Origin of the sequence: Thauera aminoaromatica S2 (assembly GCF_000310185.1) — a bacterium.
Classification (GTDB): domain Bacteria; phylum Pseudomonadota; class Gammaproteobacteria; order Burkholderiales; family Rhodocyclaceae; genus Thauera; species Thauera aminoaromatica.
Map to the genome: position 1 here is coordinate 1 of NZ_AMXD01000082.1, position 17893 is coordinate 17893.

Annotated in this window: 17 protein-coding genes and 1 pseudogene; 8 read left to right on the forward strand and 10 right to left on the reverse strand. The window is 70.5% G+C overall.

Features of this window, described 5'->3' with window-relative positions:
- From C665_RS12735 to C665_RS12750, 4 genes and pseudogenes are all read right to left on the reverse strand, one after another.
- Positions 1–505, reverse strand: a pseudogene (locus C665_RS12735) (Fe-S cluster assembly protein SufD); the annotation flags it as partial.
- Positions 502–1287 carry a Fe-S cluster assembly ATPase SufC gene (gene sufC / locus C665_RS12740; RefSeq protein WP_004312930.1) on the reverse strand — a complete coding sequence of 262 codons (786 nt, stop codon included), beginning with the start codon at positions 1285–1287 and terminating at the stop codon, positions 502–504. The gene sufC and the pseudogene C665_RS12735, both read right to left, overlap by 4 nt.
- A 148-nt stretch (positions 1288–1435) precedes the next feature.
- Positions 1436–2944 (reverse strand): Fe-S cluster assembly protein SufB, encoded by a 1509-nt coding sequence (sufB, locus tag C665_RS12745; protein ID WP_004312932.1) that lies wholly within the window; start codon positions 2942–2944, stop codon positions 1436–1438.
- Positions 2944–3459 (reverse strand): SUF system Fe-S cluster assembly regulator, encoded by a 516-nt coding sequence (locus C665_RS12750; protein WP_004312934.1) that lies wholly within the window; start codon positions 3457–3459, stop codon positions 2944–2946. The genes sufB and C665_RS12750 overlap by 1 nt, the downstream gene beginning before the upstream one ends.
- A gap of 540 nt (positions 3460–3999) precedes the next feature.
- Between C665_RS12750 and C665_RS12755 the strand changes: the two genes are divergently transcribed.
- Together C665_RS12755 and C665_RS12760 are read left to right on the forward strand one after the other, a co-directional pair.
- Complete coding sequence (locus tag C665_RS12755) at positions 4000–4185, forward strand: hypothetical protein (protein ID WP_004312935.1); 186 nt, start codon at positions 4000–4002, stop codon at positions 4183–4185.
- Positions 4178–4729, forward strand: a complete 552-nt coding sequence (locus tag C665_RS12760) for a sterol desaturase family protein (protein ID WP_004312938.1) — start codon at positions 4178–4180, stop codon at positions 4727–4729. Before C665_RS12755 ends, C665_RS12760 begins: the two co-directional genes overlap by 8 nt.
- Before the next feature lie 82 nt (positions 4730–4811).
- Here C665_RS12760 and C665_RS12765 read toward each other — a convergent pair whose 3' ends face one another.
- The 5 genes from C665_RS12765 to C665_RS12785 form a co-directional block, all read right to left on the reverse strand.
- Positions 4812–5186: a DUF423 domain-containing protein gene (locus C665_RS12765; RefSeq protein WP_004312939.1), complete on the reverse strand. Its 375-nt coding sequence runs from the start codon at positions 5184–5186 to the stop codon at positions 4812–4814.
- Between the two features lie 168 nt (positions 5187–5354).
- Positions 5355–5960 (reverse strand): glutathione transferase GstA, encoded by a 606-nt coding sequence (gstA, locus tag C665_RS12770; protein ID WP_004312941.1) that lies wholly within the window; start codon positions 5958–5960, stop codon positions 5355–5357.
- A gap of 172 nt (positions 5961–6132) precedes the next feature.
- Positions 6133–6606 carry a D-aminoacyl-tRNA deacylase gene (gene dtd / locus C665_RS12775; RefSeq protein WP_004312942.1) on the reverse strand — a complete coding sequence of 158 codons (474 nt, stop codon included), beginning with the start codon at positions 6604–6606 and terminating at the stop codon, positions 6133–6135.
- A 141-nt stretch (positions 6607–6747) separates the two neighbouring features.
- Positions 6748–8019: a bifunctional O-acetylhomoserine aminocarboxypropyltransferase/cysteine synthase gene (locus C665_RS12780; protein WP_004312943.1), complete on the reverse strand. Its 1272-nt coding sequence runs from the start codon at positions 8017–8019 to the stop codon at positions 6748–6750.
- 107 nt (positions 8020–8126) lie between these two features.
- Positions 8127–11162, reverse strand: a complete 3036-nt coding sequence (locus C665_RS12785) for a diguanylate cyclase (RefSeq protein ID WP_004312944.1) — start codon at positions 11160–11162, stop codon at positions 8127–8129.
- 154 nt (positions 11163–11316) lie between these two features.
- On the opposite strand from C665_RS12785, the gene C665_RS12790 reads away from it, so the two are divergent.
- Complete coding sequence (locus tag C665_RS12790) at positions 11317–11817, forward strand: hypothetical protein (RefSeq protein WP_004312945.1); 501 nt, start codon at positions 11317–11319, stop codon at positions 11815–11817.
- Positions 11818–11864: 47 nt separating this feature from the next.
- Here the strand turns inward: C665_RS12790 and C665_RS12795 are convergent, their stop codons facing one another.
- Entirely contained in the window at positions 11865–12509 is a 645-nt protein-coding gene (locus C665_RS12795; RefSeq protein ID WP_012585245.1) for a pyridoxamine 5'-phosphate oxidase family protein, read from the reverse strand.
- Between the two features lie 93 nt (positions 12510–12602).
- On the opposite strand from C665_RS12795, the gene pdxR reads away from it, so the two are divergent.
- The 5 genes from pdxR to C665_RS12820 form a co-directional block, all read left to right on the forward strand.
- A complete protein-coding gene (gene pdxR, locus C665_RS12800; RefSeq protein ID WP_004312947.1) occupies positions 12603–14087 on the forward strand; it encodes a MocR-like pyridoxine biosynthesis transcription factor PdxR in 1485 nt (494 codons plus the stop codon).
- A 106-nt stretch (positions 14088–14193) separates the two neighbouring features.
- Positions 14194–15384: a class I SAM-dependent rRNA methyltransferase gene (locus tag C665_RS12805; protein WP_004312949.1), complete on the forward strand. Its 1191-nt coding sequence runs from the start codon at positions 14194–14196 to the stop codon at positions 15382–15384.
- 577 nt (positions 15385–15961) lie between these two features.
- Positions 15962–16282: a PepSY domain-containing protein gene (locus C665_RS12810; RefSeq protein ID WP_012585246.1), complete on the forward strand. Its 321-nt coding sequence runs from the start codon at positions 15962–15964 to the stop codon at positions 16280–16282.
- A gap of 3 nt (positions 16283–16285) precedes the next feature.
- A complete protein-coding gene (locus C665_RS12815; protein WP_004312952.1) occupies positions 16286–16951 on the forward strand; it encodes a response regulator transcription factor in 666 nt (221 codons plus the stop codon).
- 27 nt (positions 16952–16978) lie between these two features.
- Positions 16979–17893 (forward strand): ATP-binding protein (locus C665_RS12820; protein WP_004312953.1); only part of this gene is annotated, 915 nt, incomplete at its 3' end.

The following is a 17893-nucleotide window of genomic DNA, read 5'->3' on the forward strand; positions in this document are numbered from 1 at the left end:
CGCCGTCGGCGGCCAGCGCGGCGTTGAGCGCGGCGGGGGCCTCGCCGTCGCCGGCCTGGCCGAAGGCGGCCTCGACCGCCTCGGGGGTCTGCCCGAGCGCATCGGCCAGGCTGCCGATGCGCACGCCGCCGGGAAGCCCGCCGATGGCGGACAGCGCGGGGGCGAAGTGCCCATCCACGAAGACCACCCAGTGGCCGTCGTCGCCGGCGGACTCCACGGCCTTCCGCGCGGGGTCCTGTGCTGTGCCCAGCGCTGCCCGGTAGCGCGCGCGCAGGTCCGCCACGACCGCCTCGGGCGCGACCGTCTCGCGCACCGCCAGCGCCTGCTGCGCCATGAAGGCGAGCGAGGTGTGTCGCCAGTTCTCGCGCCGTGTCGTCGGCCAGCCTTCGTCGGCGAAGCGGTCGATGGCGTCCTCGCGCAGGCGGACGAGCCAGGGCAGGTCGGCGCCGGGCAGATCGGCAGCGGTGTCGCGCTGGCGTCCGAGCCAGAAGTCGATCGCGCTCATGGCCGCGCTCCCGCGGACGCGCCGCCGGCCTTGTCGCCCTGCGCCGCGTCGATCCAGCCGTAGCCGTGCTCTTCCAGCTCGAGCGCGAGCTCGCGCCCGCCCGAGCGCACGATGCGGCCCTGCGACAGCACGTGCACCTTGTCCGGAACGATGTAGTCGAGCAGGCGCTGGTAGTGGGTGATGACGATCATCGAGCGCGCGGGCGAGCGCAGGCGATTGACGCCCTCGGCGACGATCTTCAGCGCATCGATGTCCAGGCCCGAGTCGGTCTCGTCCAGCACCGCGAGCCTGGGCTCGAGCAGCGCCATCTGCAGCACCTCGTTGCGTTTCTTCTCGCCGCCGGAGAAGCCCTCGTTCACCGAGCGGTAGAGGAATTCCTCCTTCATTCCAACCGCCTTCATCTCGGCCTTCACCCGCGCGAGGAAGTCCATCGCGTCGTATTCCGGCAGCCCGCGGTGGCGGCGCACCGCGTTGACTGCGGCCTTGAGGAAGTAGGCGTTCGACACGCCGGGGATCTCGACCGGGTACTGGAAGGCGAGGAAGAGCCCGGCGCGCGCGCGCTCCTCGGCGGGCAGGGCGAGCAGGTCGGCGCCGTTCCAGTCGACGCTGCCGTCGGTGACGGTGAAGGTCTCGCGTCCGGCCAGCACCTGGGCGAGCGTGCTCTTGCCCGAGCCGTTGGGACCCATGATCGCGTGCACCTCGCCGTCCGCGACCTCGAGGTTCAGGCCCTTGAGGATCGCCTTGCCGTCAATCGCGGCGTGCAGGTTGTTGATTTTAAGCATGTTTGTTCTCCGGATTTCCATCTCGATGTCGCAAGTGGCGCCCCCGTAGGAGCGACACAAGTCGCGATCGTGCTTCTCGGGCCTTGGATCGCGACTTGCGTCGCTCCCACGAAAAAACGCACGGCCCTGTTTCCATGTGGGCGCCGGCTCAGCCGACGCTGCCTTCGAGGCTCACGCCCAGCAACTTTTGTGCTTCCACCGCGAATTCCATCGGCAGCTCCTTGAACACCTCGCGGCAGAAGCCATTGACGATCATCGACACCGCGTCCTCGGCGCTGATGCCGCGCTGCATCGCGTAGAAGAGCTGGTCCTCGCCGATGCGCGAGGTGGTGGCCTCGTGCTCGACGTGCGCCGTGGGGTGGCGGACCTCGATGGTCGGAAAGGTGTGCGCCGCGCAGCGGTCGCCGATCAGCAGCGAGTCGCACTGGGTGTAGTTGCGCGCGCCCTCGGCCTTGGGGGTGATCTTGACCAGGCCGCGGAAGGTGTTGCTGCCGCGCCCGGCCGAGATGCCCTTGCTGAGGATGGTGCTGCGGGTGTTGCGCCCCATGTGGATCATCTTGGTGCCGGTGTCGGCCTGCTGCAGGTTGTTGGTCAGCGCCACCGAGTGGAAATCGCCCACCGAATCGTCGCCGCGCAGGATCACGCTCGGGTACTTCCACGTGATCGCCGAGCCGGTCTCGACCTGGGTCCAGGAGATGTGCGAGCGCGCGCCGCGGCAGTCGCCGCGCTTGGTGACGAAGTTGTAGATGCCGCCCTTGCCGTCCTTGTCACCCGGGTACCAGTTCTGCACGGTGGAATACTTGATCTTGGCGTCGTCGAGCGCGATCAGCTCGACCACCGCGGCGTGGAGCTGGTTCTCGTCACGCATCGGCGCGGTGCAGCCTTCGAGGTAACTGACGGACGCGCCTTCCTCGGCGATGATCAGCGTGCGCTCGAACTGGCCTGTGTCGCGGGCGTTGATGCGGAAGTAGGTGGACAGCTCCATCGGACACCTCACGCCCTTGGGGATGAAGACGAAGGAGCCGTCGGAGAACACCGCGGAGTTGAGCGCGGCGTAGAAATTGTCGCCCGGCGGCACCACGGTGCCGAGGTACTTGCGCACCAGCTCGGGGTGTTCCTTCACCGCCTCGGAGAAGGAACAGAAGATCACGCCGTGGGCGCCCAGCTCCTTCTTGAACGTGGTCGCCACGCTCACCGAGTCGAACACCGCATCCACCGCCACGCCGGCCAGGCGCGCGCGCTCGTGCAGCGGCACGCCGAGCTTCTCGAAGGTGCGCAGCAGCTCGGGGTCGACCTCGTCCAGGCTCTTGGGGCCGTCCTTCTTCGACTTGGGTGCGGAGTAATAGACGATGTCCTGGAAATCGACCGCCGGGAACTGCACCGCGGCCCAGGTCGGCGGGCTCATCGTCAGCCAGTGGCGGTAGGCCTCGAGGCGCCAGTCGAGCAGCCATTCGGGTTCGCCCTTGCGCGCGGAGATCATGCGGATGACGTCTTCCGACAGACCCTTGGGCACGGTGTCGGTGTCGAGCGTGGTCTCGAAGCCGGCGGCGTAGTCCTGCTCGAGGAAGGCACCGATCGCATCGCCGCGGCGGGCAGGGGAGGCGATGGAGGCCGAGGAAGGGGTCGAAGTGGGGGCAGAGGTGGGGGCGTTCATCATCAGATCTCCTGTTCGTCTGCGCGCGCTGCGGGGAGGCAGGCCGCGGCGCTGCGCGCGGGGCCATGCATGCGGTGTTCGGTGGTGTGCGGGGCGGGGAAGGCGGCGCCGTGGACGGGGTGGACCATGTCGGCAATATTCACCGCCTGCAGCGCCTGGCGCACCACGGTGTTGATCCGCATCCAGTTCTCGCGGATACGGCAGTCGGACTCGATCGCGCACACGCCGCTGCTCGAGCTGCACTCGGTGAGCCCGAAGGCCTGCTCCTCGAGCGCGTCGATCACGTCGGCCACGGTGATTCGGTCGGGCGGACGGGCGAGCGCGTAACCGCCATGCGCGCCGCGCTGGCTGCTCACCAGCTCGTGGCGGCCGAGCGTCTTGAGCACCTTGCTGACCGTGGGCAGACCGAGGCCGAGCGCTTCGGCGAGGCCGGCGGCGCTGTGCAGTCGATCCGGATGCCCGGCCATGTGGGTCAGGATCAGGGTGCCGTAATCGGTGAGTTTGCTGATGCGCAGCATGTCGATGTGCTCGCGTGGGTGGTGTCGGAATTAAAAGTACCAAAACGGTACTGTATAGTCAAGCCGTGGCATCTCGACTGCGGGGACCACGACTTGCGTCGCCCAGGCGTCCCGCGCCCTGCCTGCCGTAGGAGCGACGCAAGTCGCGATTGCAGCGCACCGGGTCTGCGCCAGCGCCGCGGGGCCACCCGATCGCGACTTGCGTCGCTCCTACCGGACGCCCCGGGGCGCGCCGGGGGCTGGAGGTGCGACGGCTTTCGTGGGAGCGACGCAAGTCGCGATCGGGCGGCGCAGTCATGCCCTTGCGCTCGCTCCGCCGCTGCAAGCGCGACTTGCGTCGCTCCTGCCGGACGCCCCGGGGCGCGCCGGGGGCTGGAGGCGCGACGGTTTTCGTGGGAGCGACGCAAGTCGCGATCTGCGCTGCAATCCCCCGCGCAGTGGTTCAGGGGTGCGTCGCGCTGGCGTGGTGGTGCAGCGCGGCTATCATTCCATCAGGGCGCGCGCTTGCGCCGGCATGACGATTGCGAGGACTTCGACACCATGGAACCCGTCGGCGGCTGCAGCTATGTCATCCGCCTGTGCAGCGGCGAACTGCGCCGGTGGCGCTTTGAAGGCGTGGATCAACGCGGATTCGGCTGGTGGCTGGACGAGGAGACCGGACTCGGCTTTTCGGACGCGAGCCTGATGTACGCCTGGGAAATCCTGGAGCGCGCCGACGATGGCTGAACCCTGGACCTTGCGCCTGGCGCTCGCCTATCCGGCCTCGTTGGTGGTGCCGTGCGCCGGTCTGGTCGTGCTGGCGATGAGTTCGCAGCCGACCGCCGCTGCGGGCCCGGGCCTCGCCGCCGTGCTGGTGGTGGCGGGCTTGGCCGCGTGGACGCTGATCGAATACGTCCTCCACCGCTGGATGCTGCATGGGATCGAGCCCTTCCAGCGCTGGCACCTGGCCCATCACCGCCATGCCGGGGTGACGATCCGCGTACCGGTGCTGTTCAGCGTGCTGCTGGTGCTGGCAGTGGTCGGCTTGCCGGCGCTGATTTCCGGTGGCAGCGCATACGCGGCGCCCTTGTCGGCGGGCATGCTGCTCGGCAACCTGCTGCAGGAGGCGGTGCACCACCGCCTGCACGACACCCGCCCGGCGGGGCGCTGGCTGGAGGCGCGGCGGCGGCTGCACGGCTTCCACCATTTTTGCGACGAGCGCCGCGGCTACGGCACGGTGACGGATCTTTGGGACCGCGTCTTCGGCACGCTGCCGCCGCCACACCGCTGAAGAGCGGGCGCTGCAAGCCGCTGCGGCGGCTCCCAAAGTGCCCGTGTCCTTGAAAGACGCTTTCCAAGCTGCGGCCGTGTCCTCAGCGCCGCGGGCGCGCCACTCGCCAGACCAGCACCAGCCAGCCGGCGATCATCAGGCTGCCGCCGATCGGGGTGACCGCCCCCAGCCAGCGCGGCGCACCCAGCGCCATCGCGTAGAGCGTGGTGCAGAAGATCAGCGTGCCGCCGGCGAGCAGCGAAGCCGGGAGGCTGCCGCCCTGCACGCGCGCCGCGCCGATCGCGAGCAGCCCGAGCGCGTGCCACATCTGGTACTGCACCGCGGTCTGCCACCAGCCTTGGGCGGCGGCATCGAGCGCCCCGCGCAGCGCATGCGCACCGAAGGCGCCGAGCGCGACGCCGAGGGCAGCGAGCAGAGCGCCGGCGAGGAGGGGAGCGCGGGAGGCGGGATCGGTCATGGAGAGGGGTGCGAGCTAGCTGTGACGGTGGCGATCATCGAGCCGATGCGAGAGAACGATGGCGGTCCTAGCGCCTTGCGGCGCTCCTGCAGAGACATCGCGGCGTCGGCCCCTGCAGGAGCGCCGGCAGCCGCGCATTCACGATCTGCTGGCGATGCTTCGCGCCACTCAGGCCAGGCCTTCCGCCTTCAGCGCCGCCTGTACCGCCGGACGCGCCGCCACGCGGGCCTGAAAGGCGCTCAGGTTGGGCCACTTCGCCAGGTCGATGCCGACGAACTTCATCCAGCTCAGCACGGTGAACAGATAGCCGTCGGCGACGCTGAAGTCCTCGCCCAGCAGGTAGGACTTGCCATCGATCTGCTCGTTTACATAGCCGAGGCGGCGCTCGAGGTTGGCGCCGGCGATCTCCTTCCACTCCTTGCCCGAGGCCGGGTTGAAGAAGGGGCTGCAGGACTTGTGCAGCTCGGTGCCGATGAAGTTGAGCCATGACTGCAGGCGGTAGCGCTCGATCGTGCCGTTGGCCGGCGCGAGCTTCTTCTGCGGCGCCTGGTCGGCGATGTACTGCACGATCGCCGCGCCTTCGGTGAGCAGCTCGCCGCTGTCGAGCAGCAGCGCCGGGACGTAGCCCTTGGGGTTGCTTTTCCAGAAGTCGGCGCCGCTGGCGGTCACCTTGGTCTTGAGGTCGACCGACTCGGTCTCGTAGGGCAGGCCGGATTCTTCCAGCGCGATGTGGGGCGAGAGCGAGCAGGCACCGGGTTTGAAGTAGAGCTTCATGTTGTCTCCTGGTCGAGGGGTTGGGAGCCACGATTATGCCCCGACGCGCCATGAAACAGTCGCGCGCCGCCGGTGGGGCGGGGGGTAGGAGCGACGCAAGTCGCGATTGCAGCGTTCGGACTCCCGCCGGCGTCCTTCGCAGCAGCGAGGCCGATCGCGACTCGCGTCGCTCCTACGCAAAACCGCGGGGGTCGTCCGCTGCGGTCGGGGCGATGCGCAGCGGCACTGTGACCGGGCCGTCGTTGATGAGTTGCACCTTCATGTCGGCGCCGAAGCGGCCGGTCTCCACCTGCGCGTGGGCGGCGCGGGCACGGGCGACGAAATGCTCGTAGAGCGCCTGGCCGGTGTGCGGGTCTGCGGCCTTGGTGAAGCTCGGCCGGTTGCCGCCCGAGGTGTCGGCGGCGAGGGTGAACTGGCTCACCACCAGCAGCCCGCCTCCGACGTCCTGCACCGAGCGGTTCATCTTCCCGGCTTCGTCGGCGAAGATGCGCAGCTTGAGGATCCTGGCGAGCAGCTTGTCGGCCTCGGCGGGCGTGTCGCCGCGCTCGGCGCACACCAGCGCGAGGAGGCCGGGGCCGATCTCGCCGATGGTCTCGCCATCGACGATCACACGCGCTTCGGAGACGCGCTGCAGGACTGCGAGCATCGGGGTTTCTCGTGAAAGCGGTGGTCTGTGCGGAAAGCCGCGGGAAACGGGGAAGGGAAAGGAAACGGGAGGAAACGGGGACAGACCACGATTTCGCAGGAAATGCGCGGTCTGTCCCGGACAGACGCATTAAGAACTACGTCAGACCGCCGCCAGCGCCTGCTCCAGATCGGCAACGATGTCGTCGATGTGCTCGATGCCGATCGACAGTCGCACCATGTCGGGCGACACGCCGGCCTTGGCGAGTTCGGCCGGCGAGAGCTGGCGGTGGGTGGTGGAGGCCGGGTGGCAGGCGAGCGACTTGGCGTCGCCGATGTTCACCAGGCGGGTGATGAGCTTCAGCGCATCCTGGAAGCGGCCGCCGGCTTCAAAGCCGCCCTTGACCCCGAAGGACAGGATGCCCGAGGCGCGCCCGCCCATGTACTTCTGCACCAGGGCGTGGTCGGCGTGGTCGGGCAGGCCGGCGTAGTTCACCCACTCGACCTTGGCGTGCTTCTTCAGGTACTCGGCGACCTTGATCGTGTTGGTGCAGATGCGGTCCATGCGCAGCGCCAGGGTCTCGATGCCCTGCAGGATCAGGAAGCTGTTGAAGGGGGAGATCGCCGCGCCGGTGTTGCGCAGCGGCACCACGCGCGCGCGGCCGATGAAGGCGGCTGCACCCAGAGCCTCGGTGTAGCACACGCCGTGGTAGGAGACGTCGGGCTCGTTGAGGCGCTTGAAGCGCGCCTTGTGCTCGGCCCAGGGGAACTTGCCCGAGTCGACGATCACGCCGCCGATCGAGTTGCCGTGGCCGCCGAGGTACTTGGTGAGCGCGTGCACCACGATGTCGGCGCCGTGCTCGAAGGGGCGGCACAGGTAGGGCGAGGGCACGGTGTTGTCCACGATCAGCGGCACGCCGGCCTTGTGCGCGATCTCGGCGAGACGGCCGATGTCGGTGACGTTGCCGAGCGGGTTGCCCACCGATTCGCAGTAGATCGCCTTGGTACGCGCGTCGATGAGCGCGGCGAAGCTGTCGGGGTCGCGGTAGTCGGCGAAGCGCACCTCGATGCCGAACTGAGGGAAGGTATGCGCGAACAGGTTGTAGGTGCCACCGTACAGCGTCGACGCCGAGACGATGTTGTCGCCGGCTTCGGCGATGGTCTGGATGGCGTAGGTGATCGCCGACATGCCCGAGGCTACGGCGAGCGCGCCGATGCCGCCTTCGAGCTGGGCCACGCGCTGCTCGAGCACCGCGGTGGTCGGGTTCATGATGCGGGTGTAGATGTTGCCCTGCACCTTGAGGTCGAAGAGGTCCGCGCCGTGCTGGGTGTCGTCGAAGGCGTACGAGGTGGTCTGGTAGATCGGCACCGCGACGGCCTTGGTGGTCGGATCGGGCGAGTAGCCGCCGTGCACGGCGATGGTCTCGAGCTTCATGGGTCAGGTCTCCCCTTGGGTGAAAGTGGCGGGGAGTATAGCCAGCGCGGGCGGGATGGCGGAACCGCCGCATGCGCGTGGTGCTTCGATGCCGGCGGCGCGCTGGTCTATCCCTGGGTGCGAACTGCGACGCAGACACGGTTGCGGCCGCCGCGCTTGGCACGGTAGAGCGCGGCATCGGCGTCACCGAGGACGCGGGCGGGATCCCCTCCCGACACGAGGGCAAGACCGAGGCTGATGGTGAGCGACACCGCGCCGGCCGCGGTCGCCGCGGGCGCCGCCTCCACGCTACGGCGCAGGCGTTCGGCGAGGGTGAGGGCGGTGTCGGCGTCGACGTCGTCGAGCAGCACGGCGAATTCCTCGCCGCCGAGGCGGCCCGCCCGGTCGTGCTGGCGCAGGCCGCCGCGGATCAGCCGTGCCGCGTGCTGCAATACCTCGTCGCCGACCGGGTGCCCGTGGGTGTCATTGACGTGCTTGAAGTGGTCGATGTCGATCATCAACAGTGCGCTGCCGCGCGCGGGCTCGCGCCGGGCGTCGTCGAGCGCGGCGTCCAGGCACGCCAGGAAGCTGCGCCGGTTGGGCAGCCCGGTCAGCGGGTCGGTGGCGGCGAGCTCCGCCAGCCGGCGTTCGCGCTCCTTGCGCTCGGTGACGTCGCGCAGCAGCCACACGCGGCCGAGGCGTCGCCCGTCGTGCTCGATCGGCAGCCAGTCGATCTCCAGCGTGCGACCCTTCACGCCCTCCACTTCGACCGTGGCGCGCTTCTCCGCCGTGAGGTCGGCGTCGGGCCGATGCAGCCACCCCATGCGCTCCGTACCCAGCCGCTCGCACAGCGCCGCGTGCGTGAGGCCGATCAGTTCGTCCGGGGCGGCCGCGAGACCGAGCAGTTCGCAGAACCCCCGGTTCACCGAGCTGATCAGGCCGTCCTGGTCTTCCATCAGGACGCCGCCCGGGAAGCGCTCGAGCACCGTCTTCAGGCGCAGGCGCTCGGTGGCGAGCGCCATCCGCGTGCGGTACTTGTCGGAGATGTCGACCAGGGTCCAGACGGTGTCGCTGTCGGGGTCCTCCGGGTCCAGCATCACGCCATGTACGTCGAACCAGCGTTTCTTGCCACGATTGTCGCGCAAGGGCAGTTCGATGTTGACCTGTCCGCCGGCCCGCAGCGCCGCGTAGTGCTGCGGGATGAAGATGGCCTGGTCCTCGTGCAGGGCGAGGTCGGTGAGCTTGAGTCCGCCGATCGGGGTCGAGGGCGGCGCGAAGATCTCGTGGGCGCGGCTGTTGGCTTCGAGGATGTCGAGGTCGGCGTCGAGCATGGCGATGGCGGCCGCGCTGTGGTCGAGGAGGGCCCGACGCAACTGCGTGGCGGCGACCCGTGCGGTGATGTCGGAGAAGGTGCCCACGAGACGCCGCGGGCCACCCTGCGCGTTGGTCTCCACGACGCTGCCGCGGGCGTGGATCCAGACCCAGCGCCCGGACGCGGCGCGCAGGCGGAAGTCGCCCGCCACGGGAGCGTCGGGCGTCGCGCTCGGCACGGCGCGCAGCATCGCGTCCTGGCGCTGGCGATCGGCCGGATGGACGAGCGCGCAAAAATCGTCGAAGCACATCTCCGAGCCCAGTTCCGGACGATCGAGCATCTCGAGGATGCGCTCGTCGAGCGCGATGCGGTCGCGGGCGAGATCCCACGACCACAGGCCGTCGCGGACGGCGTCGACCGCCTGGCGCAGGCGCGCCTCGCTTTCGCGCAACTGCTGCGCAGCCACCTGGCGCTCGGTGATGTCGTGCACATAGCCGTGCCACAGCGTGTCGCCTTCGGGCGTGCGCTCGGGGTTGGCTTCGCCGAGCAGCCAGCGCAGCCGGTCGCCCTCGCCCCGCACGCGGAATTCGCAGCGCCAGGGCGCGAGGTTCGCGGCCGAGCGGAGGATGCTGTCGCGCAGACGGTCCAGATCGTCGGCGTGGACGCGCTCGAACAGGCTCATGGCCGAATCCTGCAGCCCCTCGGGCCCCACCCCGTAGAGTTCGCGCACGCCCGGGCTGCAGTAGGGCATGGAGGTGCTGCCGTCCGCACGCAGCAGGAACTGGTAGGCCATGCCCGGAAAGTGACCGACCAGCTTCTCCAGCCGCCTGCGGGCGCGGCCGAGCTCTTCGCCCTGGCGGGCGTGGCGGCGCCAGAGCAGGCTGATCAGCAAGGCCGCTACGAGGAGCAGCAGCGAACCCAGGCCGCTGCGGAGGCGGTTGTCGCGGATCGTGCCGCGCACCGGGGCGAGCGCGTCCGCCTTGCTCAGCCCGAGCGCGGCGACGACGGGAAAGCCCGCAACGCGGTGCCAGGCGTAATAACGCTCGACGCCGTCCAGTGGCGCGGTCGCATCGAAGTTGCCCTGCAGCGCCACGCGATCGAGCAGATAGGGGCGGTCGGACGGCACCGAGCGCCCGATGGCTCCCGCGGTCCGGTTGGAGTGGGCGAGGAAGTGACCATCGTCGAGCACGAGCGCCGCCACGTCCGAGGTCCCCGGATAGAGTTCCCTCAGTGCCCGGGTGAGATGGGCGACCGACACCGACAGGACGATCACGCCGCGCAGTCGCCCCTCCTCCACGAGCGCACGGGAAAATGGCACGATCCAGGCGCCGGTCATGCGTCCGCGGTAGGGCTGGCCGATGAAGAGGCCCTTGTCCCCTTCCAGATGGACGCGGAAATGCCCGAAGTCCGCGATGCCGTAGCGCTCGAGTTCGAGCGGCAGGCGCTCGCCGACGGTGGAGTAGAGGAGCCGCCCCTCGGCATCGGCGACGTCGATGCCGACCAGGGCGTCTTCGGGAAGCGCAAGGTGCGCACGCACGAGGGCGTCGCGCGCGCCCTGCGGACCTTCCTTCAGCCAATGCTCGCCCAGGTGCAGGGAAAGATAGTCGAGCTTGCGGAACAGCGCTCCGGTGTGCAGCGCCAATGCGTGTGCGGTCTGCAGGGCACGCAACCGGGTCAGGCTCTCGGCCTGGGAGACGAGCGCGGTGTGCGAGTGGTCGAGCTGCAACCAGTAGCCGCCGAGCAGTATCGTGAACGCCAGCCAGGCAACCACCAGCTTGCCCGCGATCCCGTCGCTGCGAACGAGGGCGGCGACCGTGGCGCGCGAACGATACAGGAGGGAGGAGAGGGGCAAGTCGGTTTCACCGATCTGTAATGGTTCGAGTCTATCAAGTTGCGAGGAAATCCGAGCGGACGATTGTTACGCAGCACGACGACTTCCCTTGCGCCGGATCGCCGCGCCTCGGGCATCATGGCGCGCTTCACAATCCGAGAGGCAGGCAAAACCCATGTACCCCATCCACGACACCGACGCGCAGTTGCTGCTGGCGACCCTGATCGCAGCAAAGAGGCGACCCGCCGCGCTGGCCGATATCGTCGCGGCCGCCGAGTTCATGGGCTTTCCGGTCACCGCCCCCGCGGCGTGGGCGGTGGCCTTCGAGCGCTTCGTCACCCACGGCCTGTTGACCACGGCGGGCGAGGGCTACGTGCTGACGCCGCTGGCCGTGCAGCTGGTCGAGGGCCTGCCGAGGAAGGCCGAGGCCGATGAGCGCGTGTTCCTGCTGCGCGAGCGCCTGTCGGCGTACAAGCCGGCCACCGAGCATGCGGCAATCGCGATCGGCGCCGAGCACTTCGAGGCGGCGCTGCGCGAGCATGCCAGGCTGGCGCAGCAGGGCGGCAAGAACCTGCTGATGCCCAAGCCCAAGCGTGACGACGAGGACGAGCGCAGGCGCCCGTACGGCGGCCGGCCCGGCGGCGGCCGCTTCGGCAATGCGCGGCGGCGTCCCTGATGGCGTAGTGGCGGTCCGCGCGAGGCGCTCGCCGCCCGGTTCTTGCCTTAACCGAAGCGGGTCGGCGGTACCGATCGCGCCACGCTGTCGGGCTCGGTCACCGGCTCGCCAGCCAGCGTGCGCAGCGGGATCACGCCCGCCCACACCGGCCAGTCCAGGTCTTCCTCGTCGTCCTTCACGCCCCAGTCGCGCACCTTGGCCGACGCCTCGTCGAGCGCAATCCGCAGCACGCTGGTGGCGTTCAGCTCCTTCTCCGTGATCGGGCGCAGCGTGTCCCAGCGTCCGGGGTAGAGGCCGTCGATGAAGGCGCGCAGGCTGGCGAGCTTGTGTGCGGGCTCGGTCACCGCCTCGAAGCGGCCGTAGACCACCACCGAGCGGTAGTTCATCGAGTGGTGCATCGCCGAGCGCGCCAGCACCAGGCCGTCGGCGAGTGCGATCGTCACGCAGGCCTCGCCCTCGGTCAGCGCCTTCAGCATGCGCGAGGCCTTGGCGCCGTGGAGGTAGAGGTGCCCGCCCTCGCGCCAGTGGATCGTGGGAATGGCATGGACCGCGCCGTCGAGCTGGAAGGCGACGGTGCACAGCATCGCCGCATCGACGATCGCGGCGATGGTGTCGGCGTCGTAGTGCGCGCGCTCGGGCAGGCGGCGCACGCGGGTGCGCGGGGAGGGGGCAGGTCGCGTGGGGCGGGGCATGGCGTCGAGGCTCCGAGGGGTTCGATCACCTTATCCTAGGTTCGTGGTGGTACCTTTCGTAGTGCCACAAGGACCTTCCAGATTGGAGCCACGATGGAGCTCGACTGGCTGCTCGCCCCACCCTTGCCCGCGGCGGTGCCGCGCCAGCGCGTGCTCTATCTCCGCCTGCGCGAGGCCATCCTGTCGGGCCGGCTGGCGGCCGACACGCGCCTGCCCGCCAGCCGCAGTCTCGCGGCGACGCTCGGCATCGCACGCAACACGGTGCTGTTCGCCTATGAGCAGCTCGTCGCCGAAGGCTGCCTGGTGGCGGATCGCCACGGGACGCGGGTGGCACAACTGCCCGCCGCACCGGGCGCCTCGCAGCCCGTGTCCCGCACACAGGGGCCGCCGCCGGTGCTGTCCGCGCGCGCGGCTGCGGCGCTGCAACGCGAGCCGGCGCGCGACGCCGAAGCGCTGCCGTTCTCGCCCGGCGTGCCGGACTTCGGTGCCTTCCCCTTCCGTGCCTGGCGCGCCTGCCTCGAGCGCGCGTGGCGCGACGCCGGCTGGCGTCAGCTCGGTTACGCCGCGCACGGTGGCGATCCGAGCCTGCGTGCGGCGCTCGCGGCCCACCTCGGCAGCGTACGCGGCCTCGCGGTGGATGCCGCGCAGCTCCTCATCACCAGCGGCACGCAGGCGGGGCTCGACCTGTGCGCGCGCCTGCTCGCCGATCACGGCGACACGGTCTGGGTGGAGAACCCGGGCTACCTTGCCGCCCGCGTCGCCTTCGGGCTCGCCGGCCTGCAGGTGCACGACGTCATGGTCGATGACGAGGGGCTGGCCCCCGGCGCGGAAGACTGGCTGCGCCATCCGCCGCGGCTGATCATGACCACCCCCTCGCACCAGTACCCCAGCGGGCGGGTGATGTCGCTGCCGCGCCGGTTCGCGCTCATCGAGCGTGCCCGTGCGGCTGGCACCTGGATCGTCGAGGACGACTACGACAGCGAATTCCGCCGTGCCGGTCCGGCACCGCCCGCGCTGTTCGGCCTGCAGCCCGGCGCCACGGTCGTGTACGCCGGCACCTTCAGCAAGACGCTGTATCCGGGCCTGCGCCTGGGCTATCTCGTCCTGCCGCGCACCATCGCGGCGGACTTCATCCACGCTGCGGCGCGCGCCACGCGCGCCGGACAGGGCATCGAGCAGCGCGCGCTCGCCGACTTCATCGGGCGCGGGCATTACATCACCCATCTCCGTCGCATGCGGGCGCGCTACAACGCCCGCCAGGCTGCGCTGCGTGCCGCCCTGCGGCAGGCCTTCGGTCCCGGGCTGCTGCTGTCGGGCGGAGAAGCCGGGCTGCATCTGGTGATGTGGCTGCCCGACGAGCTGCCCGATGTCGCGGTGGCGCAGCGCGCCGCGCAAGTGGGGCTGGGCGTGCGCGCGCTGTCCGCCTACGCGCGCCCGCCGGTGCGCTGCAACGGGCTGGTGCTCGGCTATGGGAACCTGGACGAGGGCGCGGTCGAAGGGGCGGTGGCGCGGCTGAAGCGGGCGGTGGAGGATGCGTCTGCAGGGCCGAGGTCGCCGATCGGGGCTGCCCGATGCTGAAAGTGAGCGGCTCTTCGTTTCCGAACTTGGGCGCCGGCCTTGGGTGCGACGATGCGCAGCCGTTACACTCCGCGCCCTGACTCGTTCGCACTCTCCGGAAGCTCCCATGGCCCAACTCGTCCTCCACCCCGGCAAGGAACGCTCGCTGTTCCGCCGCCATCCCTGGATCTTCGCCGGCTCGGTGGACCGGCTCGAGGGCCGCGCGCGGCCGGGCGACACGGTGACCGTGGTGACGGCCGAGGGCAAGGCGCTGGCGCGGGCGGCGTGGTCGCCGTCCTCGCAGATCCGCGCGCGGGTGTGGAGCTTCGATGCCGAGGCGGCGATCGACCACGCCTTCTTCAAGCGCGCGGTGGCGGCCTCGGTGGCGCGCCGCGCGGCGATCCCGGCGCTGCGCGGGCAGGAGGGTGTGCGCCTGATCCACGGCGAGTCCGACGGTCTGCCGGGCGTGATTGCCGACCGCTACGGCGAGGTGGTGGTGCTGCAGCTCACCAGTGCGGGCGCGGACAAGTGGCGCGAGGCAATCGTCGCCGGGCTGGTGCAGGCCACCGGCTGCGCGGCGGTGTACGAGCGTTCCGACTCCGAGGTGCGCGGGCTGGAAGGTCTGGAGTCGCGCACCGGCTGCGCGCATGGTGCGCTGCCGGCGGGCGGGCTCACCATCGTCGAGAACGGCGTGCGCATGGAGGTGGACGCCGAGGGCGGGCACAAGACCGGCTTCTATCTCGACCAGCGCGACAACCGCCTGCTCACCGGCCAGCTCGCGGGCGGGCGCACGGTGCTCAACTGCTTCTGCTACACCGGCGGCTTCTCGCTGCAGGCGCTCGCCGGCGGGGCGGCCTCGGTGCTGTCGATCGACTCGTCCGGCCCGGCGCTGGCGTCGGCGCGGCGCAACCTCGCGCTCAACCCGCAACTCGACGCCGAGCGCGCCGAGTGGCTGGAGGCGGACGTGTTCAAGGCCCTGCGCGCGCTGAAGGACGAGGGCCGCAAGTTCGACCTGATCGTGCTCGACCCGCCCAAGTTCGCGCCCTCGGCCGCGCACGCCGAGCGCGCCGCGCGCGCCTACAAGGACATCAACCTGTTCGGCTTCCGCCTGCTGAACCCGGGCGGCATCCTGATGACCTATTCGTGCTCGGGCGGCATCGGGCAGGAGCTGTTCCAGAAGATCGTCGCCGGCGCGGCCATCGACGCCGGGGTGGATGCGCGCATCCTGTACCGCCTGTCGGCCGCGCCGGACCACCCGATCGGGCTGGCCGTGCCTGAGGGCGAATATCTCAAGGGGCTGGCCTGCCAGGTGGGGTGAGCGGGACTGCCCTGCGGCGCGGCGGGTGCGGCAGGAATCGCATGCTCGCGTTTCTTCACGGTCCGGATCGCGACTCGCGTCGCTCCCACGGCGCGCCTCATAGGTGCGGTGGTTCTTGTAGGAGCGACGCCAGTCGCGATCGGGCCGCCCGGGCGGCGACCGACGGCGGCGAGGGCCGGACGGGGGAATCGCGACTTGCGTCGCTCCTACGACGCGCTGTGGAGCCGCGGTGGTTCTTGTGGGAGCGACGCCAGTCGCGATCGGGCCGCCGGGCGGCGACCGAGGGGGGCGAGGGTCGGACGGGGGAATCGCGACTTGCGTCGCTCCTACGGCGCGCTGCGGAGCCGCGGTGGTTCTTGTGGGAGCGACGCCAGTCGCGATCGGGCCGCTGGGCGGCGACCGACGGCGGCGAGGGCCGGACAGGGGAATCGCGACTTGCGTCGCTCCTACGGCGCGCTGTGGAGCCGCGGTGGTTCTTGTGGGAGCGACGCGAGTCGCGATCTGCGTGCTCGTGTTCAGCTTGCATTCAGATTGCGGCGGGCACACTGTCTGCGTCGAAACCCGCCGGAGAATGAAGATGAAGACGCGATTCCGTTCCCTGCTGGCCGCCGCCGCGCTCCTTGTCGCAGGTGGCCTGTCCGTGTCCGGCGCGAGCGCGGGCGAGCGCGTGCGCGTGGAGGAGATCCGCCAGCTGCGCGAGAGCGGGCAGATCCTCTCCGCCGAGGACATTCTCGCGCGCAGCCGCGCCATCCAGCCTGGCCAGGTCGTCGGTCTGGAGCTCGAGCGCGAGGACGGACGCTGGATCTACGAGGTCAAGCTGATCGACGAGCGCAACCGGGTGCACGAACTCGAGCTCGACGCCGCCAACGGGGAAGTGCTCGAACGCAAGGAGAAGTGAGCGATGCGCCTGCTCGTGGTCGAGGACGATGCGGCGCTCGGCGAGCGCCTGCGCACGCGGCTGGTCGCCGAAGGCTATGCGGTGGACCTCGCGCGCGACGGCATCGACGGCGCCCATCTGGGCGCGACCGAGCCCTACGACGCGGTGATCCTCGACCTCGGCCTGCCCGGCAAGCCGGGGCTGACCGTGCTGCGCGAGTGGCGCGCGGCGGCGAACCGCGTGCCGGTGCTGATCCTCACCGCGCGCGACGGCTGGGCCGAGCGTGTCGAGGGCCTGCAGGCCGGCGCCGACGACTATCTCGGCAAGCCCTTCCATGTCGAGGAGCTCCTCGCCCGCATCCAGGCCCTGCTGCGCCGCGCCGCGCCGGTGCCCGACACCGAGTTGCGCGCGGGCGACTGGCGGCTGGACGAGGCGCGCCAGTGCCTGGTCGATCGCGCCGGCAACGAGCAGGCCCTGACCGCCACCGAGTTCCGCCTGCTGCGCTATTTCATGCGCCACCCCGACGAGGTGCTGTCGAAGACGCGGCTCTCCGAGCACGTCTATGACTACGACGCCGAGCGCGACAGCAACGTCATCGAGGTCTACGTCCGCCGCCTGCGCGGCCTGCTCGGCAACGAACGCATCGAGACCCGGCGCGGGCAGGGCTATGTGTTCCGCAGCGGCGACTGAGGCGCGTGCGCGGGGGCGGGCCGGAAGATGAACTCGATCCGCCGTCGCCTCTCGCTCACGCTCGCCCTGGTGCTGCTCGCCGCGGGCGTCCTGCTGGCCTTCGCACTTCGCGACTTCCCGCGCCGCATGGTCGAGGAGCACGTGCTCGCCCGCCTCGACCACGACGCCGACCTGCTCTACGTGCATCTGCTCGACGCGCTCGCACGCCAGGACGGCGAGGCGGGGATGGACAGCGCGCTGATGGGCGCGGCCGGGCCGGCCTACGACCTGCCGCTGTCGGGGCATTACTTCCTCGTGCGCCTCGGCGATCGGCAGTGGCGTTCGCGCTCGACCTGGGACGCCGACCTCGACCTGCCGGAGGGGGCGGAGGGGCTTGTGTCGCCTCGCCTGGCCGGCCCTGCCGGGCAGGCGCTGCTGGTGGTCGCGAAGCGCTTCCCCGACAGCGCCGACGGCCGCGCGGTGAGCATCGCGCTCGCCGAGGACGTCGCCGCGATCGATGCCGCGATCGCGGCCTTCCGCGCGCAGGCGCTGACCGTGCTCGGACTGGCGCTGCTCGTGCTGCTGGTGCTGCAGCGGCGCGTGCTGCTGCGCGGGCTGGCACCGCTGGACGAGGCGGTGGACGCCTGCCGGCGGCTGGAGCGCGGCGAGGCGGTGCAGTTCGAGGCCGACGCGCCCGCCGAGGTGCGCCCGCTGCTCGCCGCCGTCGAGCGCCTGTCGCGCCATCAGGCCCAGCGCCTCGGACGCATCCGCCACGCCGCCGGCAACCTCTCCCACGCCCTCAAGACGCCGCTCGCGGTGCTCGGCCACAGCGCGGACGCGCTTGCGGCGCGTGGCGACGAGGAGGGCGCGGCGGCGATCCGCACCCAGCTCGAGACCATGCGCGCGACCATCGAGCGCGAGCTGCGCCGTGCCCGCCTTGCCGGCGGCGCTGCGGGCGGCGCC

Bases quoted from the DNA above. Each gene is read 5' to 3' on its own strand.
- sufC (WP_004312930.1), bottom strand. From the start codon at position 1,287: ATGCTTAAAATCAACAACCTGCACGCCGCGATTGACGGCAAGGCGATC.
- sufB (WP_004312932.1), bottom strand. From the start codon at position 2,944: ATGATGAACGCCCCCACCTCTGCCCCCACTTCGACCCCTTCCTCGGCC.
- C665_RS12750 (WP_004312934.1), bottom strand. From the start codon at position 3,459: ATGCTGCGCATCAGCAAACTCACCGATTACGGCACCCTGATCCTGACC.
- C665_RS12755 (WP_004312935.1), top strand. From the start codon at position 4,000: ATGGAACCCGTCGGCGGCTGCAGCTATGTCATCCGCCTGTGCAGCGGC.
- C665_RS12760 (WP_004312938.1), top strand. From the start codon at position 4,178: ATGGCTGAACCCTGGACCTTGCGCCTGGCGCTCGCCTATCCGGCCTCG.
- C665_RS12765 (WP_004312939.1), bottom strand. From the start codon at position 5,186: ATGACCGATCCCGCCTCCCGCGCTCCCCTCCTCGCCGGCGCTCTGCTC.
- gstA (WP_004312941.1), bottom strand. From the start codon at position 5,960: ATGAAGCTCTACTTCAAACCCGGTGCCTGCTCGCTCTCGCCCCACATC.
- dtd (WP_004312942.1), bottom strand. From the start codon at position 6,606: ATGCTCGCAGTCCTGCAGCGCGTCTCCGAAGCGCGTGTGATCGTCGAT.
- C665_RS12780 (WP_004312943.1), bottom strand. From the start codon at position 8,019: ATGAAGCTCGAGACCATCGCCGTGCACGGCGGCTACTCGCCCGATCCG.
- C665_RS12790 (WP_004312945.1), top strand. From the start codon at position 11,317: ATGTACCCCATCCACGACACCGACGCGCAGTTGCTGCTGGCGACCCTG.
- C665_RS12795 (WP_012585245.1), bottom strand. From the start codon at position 12,509: ATGCCCCGCCCCACGCGACCTGCCCCCTCCCCGCGCACCCGCGTGCGC.
- pdxR (WP_004312947.1), top strand. From the start codon at position 12,603: ATGGAGCTCGACTGGCTGCTCGCCCCACCCTTGCCCGCGGCGGTGCCG.
- C665_RS12805 (WP_004312949.1), top strand. From the start codon at position 14,194: ATGGCCCAACTCGTCCTCCACCCCGGCAAGGAACGCTCGCTGTTCCGC.
- C665_RS12810 (WP_012585246.1), top strand. From the start codon at position 15,962: ATGAAGACGCGATTCCGTTCCCTGCTGGCCGCCGCCGCGCTCCTTGTC.
- C665_RS12815 (WP_004312952.1), top strand. From the start codon at position 16,286: ATGCGCCTGCTCGTGGTCGAGGACGATGCGGCGCTCGGCGAGCGCCTG.